The 3,881-nt window shown below is 75.0% G+C and carries 6 protein-coding genes; 4 read left to right on the top strand and 2 right to left on the bottom strand.

The features are described from left to right. Positions 1-78: 78 nt before the first annotated feature. Both NWP09_RS12100 and NWP09_RS12095 read right to left on the bottom strand, forming a co-directional pair. A complete protein-coding gene (locus tag NWP09_RS12100) occupies positions 79-360 on the bottom strand; it encodes an ABC transporter ATP-binding protein (protein ID WP_258275754.1) in 282 nt (93 codons plus the stop codon). Next, positions 357-944, bottom strand: coding sequence for a hypothetical protein (locus NWP09_RS12095; protein WP_258275753.1), 588 nt, complete (start codon positions 942-944; stop codon positions 357-359). Before NWP09_RS12095 ends, NWP09_RS12100 begins: the two co-directional genes overlap by 4 nt. Positions 945-1,036: 92 nt before the next feature. Here NWP09_RS12095 and NWP09_RS12090 point away from each other — a divergent pair, with 92 nt between their 5' ends. The 4 genes from NWP09_RS12090 to NWP09_RS12075 form a co-directional block, all read left to right on the top strand. Beyond that, positions 1,037-2,257, top strand: coding sequence for an amidohydrolase (locus NWP09_RS12090; protein ID WP_258275752.1), 1,221 nt, complete (start codon positions 1,037-1,039; stop codon positions 2,255-2,257). Positions 2,258-2,376: 119 nt separating this feature from the next. Then, a complete protein-coding gene (locus tag NWP09_RS12085; RefSeq protein ID WP_258275751.1) occupies positions 2,377-2,952 on the top strand; it encodes an NADPH-dependent FMN reductase in 576 nt (191 codons plus the stop codon). Positions 2,953-3,008: 56 nt separating this feature from the next. Then, positions 3,009-3,278, top strand: coding sequence for a YciI family protein (locus NWP09_RS12080; RefSeq protein ID WP_258275750.1), 270 nt, complete (start codon positions 3,009-3,011; stop codon positions 3,276-3,278). Continuing rightward, positions 3,275-3,881: FAD-dependent oxidoreductase (locus NWP09_RS12075; RefSeq protein WP_258275749.1), on the top strand; the 607-nt coding region annotated here is incomplete at its 3' end. The genes NWP09_RS12080 and NWP09_RS12075, both read left to right, overlap by 4 nt.

The following is a 3,881-nucleotide window of genomic DNA, read 5'->3' as shown; positions in this document are numbered from 1 at the left end:
GCGCGGGGCTGCCGCTCGCGACCGGGCTGCACCCGGCGACCGCGAGGACGACGCCCGCGGCGACGAGCGCCGCGCGCGTCACGGCTCGAAGCCGTCGCGCTCGTCGAGGTCCGCCGCCGCCCGGCCCTTGGGCTTGATGGCGAGCATGAGCGTCGCCGTGATGAGCAGCGTCAGGATGAAGGCGACGCCGCCGAAGACGAGCGCGAGCACGACGTCCCGCACCACGAGGAGCACCGTGAGGCCGACGAACACCCCGGCGGCCCCCGCGAAGGCGAGGTACTCGAACGGCTTGAGCTGCTGCTTGCGCGTGGGCTGGCCCGGCTCGTCGCCGGAGAGGGGGTCGTGCTGGGGGTCGCTCATGCGTCGCTCCGCTCGGGTTCGGGGGTGGCGCGCGCCGGGCGTGCCGAGAGCGCAGCGAGCGCGTGGTAGATGCCGACGATCACGGCGTACGCGCCGATCAGGCCGGTGAGGGTCACGGCGTCGCGCGCGAACGCGAACACGCCGCCGAGGACGAGGGTGAGCACCGCGACCGCCCGCCAGTCGCGCGCGGTGCGGAGCGCGCGCGCGTCGGCGACCGACCGCATCCGCCACCAGCCGAGCAGCTCGAGCACCCCGGTCGGGAGCGCCCACGCGGCGACGGCCAGGCCGACCGCGGTCTCGGTCGGGGCGACGGCGGCGAGCACGGCCGCGACGATCGCGAGCAGCGCCGACCAGGCAGCGGCAGGCACGGGCCACCGGCCGGCGACGGTCGGCACGACCTCCCGGCCGAGCCACAGCGCTGCCGCCGTGCCACCGAGCAGCACCGCGAGCGCGATGAGCGCGACGAGCGGCGAGTGCAGCTGCACGAACGGCAGCGGGAGCCCGACGACGAGCGCGGGCACGGCCCGCATCGCAGGGAGGTGCCACGGCTGCAGTCCCTGCGAGGGCCCGGGCTTGACGGTCACGGCTCTCCTCACAGTTCCCTCGATCCTACCGGGGTCGCGGCGCGGCGCCCTGGCGAGCGGGAGCGCGCCCCGGCGCGCGTTAGCCTGGCGCCATGACCCTCGAGCGCCACCGCCCGTTCATCGAAGACCTCTACCGCGAGCTCCACGCGAGCCCCGAGCTCTCGAACCGCGAGCACCGCACCGCCGCCCGCATGGCGGAGCTGCTGCGGGAGATCGGGCTCGAGGTGCACGAGCAGGTCGGCGAGTCGACCGGCGTCGTCGGCGTCCTGCGGCGCGGCGAGGGCCCGACGGTGCTGCTGCGCGCCGACATGGACGGGCTCCCCGTCACCGAGGTCGAGCAGGTGCCCTACCGCTCGACCGCGACCGACGAGTGGGAGGGCCAGGCGACGGGCGTCATGCACGCGTGCGGCCACGACACCCACATGGCGTCGCTGCAGGGCGCGCTCCGCGTGCTCGCCGACCAGGACGACTGGTCGGGCACGATCATCGCCGTCTTCCAGCCCGCCGAGGAGCTCATCAACGGCGCCCGCGGCATGCAGGAGGCGCTGCGCGAGCTCTTCCCCGGCGGCATCGACGTCGCTCTCGGGCAGCACGTCATGCCGGGCGCCGCGGGGGAGGTGCGGCTCGCGGCAGGCCCCGTGATGGCCGCGAGCGACCACCTCATCGTCACGGTGCACGGCCGCGGCGGCCACGGCTCGCAGCCCGAGAAGACGATCGACCCGATCGTGCTCGCCGCCTCGATGGTCGTGCGGCTGCAGACGATCGTCTCCCGCGAGGTCGCGCCCTCGGACCGCGCGGTCGTCTCGGTCGGCACGTTCCACGCCGGCACGAAGCAGAACATCATCCCGGGCTCCGCGCGCTTCGAGATCAACGTGCGCACGTTCGAGGAGCCCGTCCGCCGCCGGGTGCTCGCGGCGATCGAGCGCATCGTGCAGGGCGAGTGCCAGGTCGCGGGCGCGCCGCCCGCGACGATCGAGCGCGGCGACGCCGCGCCGCTCACGATCAACGACGCGGATGCGTCGGCCCGGGTCGCCGAGGCGTTCGACGCCGCGTTCGGCTCGTCGCACGCCGCCGCGGAGCCGCTGCTCGGCTCGGAGGACTTCAGCGACCTGCCCGCGACCTGGGGCGCGCCGTACGTGTACTGGTTCTACGGCGGCTTCGACCCGGCGCTCGTCGGCGCGGCGCGCGAGCGCGGCACCTTCGACGTCGACGTGCCCTCGAACCACTCCCCCAACTTCATCCCGGTGCTGCAGCCGACGCTCGACACGGCCACGACCGCGATGATGGCGGCCGCGCGCGCCTTCCTCGCCTGACCCGAGGGGGCCGCGCGCGCCCTCGCCCGGCTGGGAATGCGCGCTCGCGCGCCCCGGTTGTCTGATCCCTGGTGCCCAGTGTCGTGTGCCGTGACCCAGCCCCGACACCAAGGAGAGTCATGTCCGCACGCCCCCAGATCGGCATCATCGTCGGCAGCACGCGCCCCGTGCGCGTCGGCCGCCCCGTCGCCGACGGGATCGCCTCGCTCATCGCGGCCGACGGCGCCGAGCCGGTGATGCTCGACCTCGCCGAGGTCGCCCTGCCCCTGCTCGACGAGGCGCTGCCGCCGGCCTCCGGCGTGCGCACGAACGCGCACTCGATCGCGTGGGCCGAGCGCATCGAGGCCCTCGACGGCGTCGTGTTCGTGACCCCCGACTACAACTCCGGGTACCCGGCGGCGCTCAAGAACGCGATCGACTACCTGAAGCAGGAGTGGGTCGGGAAGCCCGCCGCCATCGTCTCGTACGGGTGGGCCGGCGGCGCCGCAGCCGCGGCGCAGCTCGCGTCGGTGCTCGGCTACATCGGCCTCGCGCTCGACGAGGAGGGCGTGCAGATGCCGTTCCAGCAGGGCGACTTCGACGAGTCGATGCGCCTCGCCGACCCGGCCGCGTTCGTCGCCCGATCGGCCGAGCCGCTGCGCGCGCTCGTCGGGCGCATCGTCGCCGCCGCGAGCGCGGAGCTCGTCGACGCCTGAGCCGGCTCTCGCACCGCGCCGGGCGCCCAGCCCGGCGCGGTGCCTAGGCTGGAGGCATGATCGCCGTCATCGCCTCCTTCACCGACGACCCCGCCCGGCTCGAGCTGCGACCGCGGCACCGCGAGCTGCTCGCCGAGCTGCACGAGCAGGGGCTCGTCGTGGCCGCGGGTCCCTTCGGCGACCAGTCGGGCTCGCTCGTGCTGTTCGCCACCGACGACGTCGCCGAGGTGAAGGCCGCGCTCGCGCGCGACCCGTACTACCAGGCGCCCGGCGTGACGATCGAGAAGATCCAGCCGTGGAGCATCATCGCGGGGTCGGTGGGATGACTCCCTCGCTCCAGACCGACGTGCTCGTGCTCGGCTGGGGGAAGGGCGGCAAGACGCTCGCCCGCTCGCTCGGGCGCGCCGGCCGACGGGTCGTGCTCGTCGAGCGCGACGACGCCATGGTCGGCGGCACGTGCATCAACGTCGCCTGCGTGCCGACGAAGGCGCTCGTGCACCAGGCGGAGCGGCGTCGCCCCGCGGATGACCCGGATGCGTACCTCGCGCGCGCCACGCGCGAGCGCGACGGGCTCGTCGCGCGCCTCCGGGAGGCGAACCGGCAGCTGCTCGCGACGGTCGACGCCGTGACGCTCGTCCGCGGCGAGGCCCGCTTCACCGGCGAGCGCACCGTGCTCGTCACGGGCGGCGACGAGCAGCTCGAGATCGTCGCCGAGCACGTCGTCATCGGCACAGGCACGGTGCCGCGCCGGCCGGGCCTGCCGGGCGAGGACGGCCCGCGCGTGCACGACTCGACCACGATCCAGCACCTCGACGGCGTGCCCGCGCGGCTCGCGATCATCGGCGCGGGCCCCATCGCGCTCGAGTTCGCGGGCATGTTCGCGCGCTTCGGGAGCGCGGTCACCGTGATCGCCCGCGGCCCTGCGATCC

Origin of the sequence: Agrococcus sp. HG114, from assembly GCF_024723325.1 — a bacterium.
GTDB lineage: Bacteria > Actinomycetota > Actinomycetes > Actinomycetales > Microbacteriaceae > Agrococcus.
This window is presented reverse-complemented; position numbering and strand designations above follow the sequence as displayed.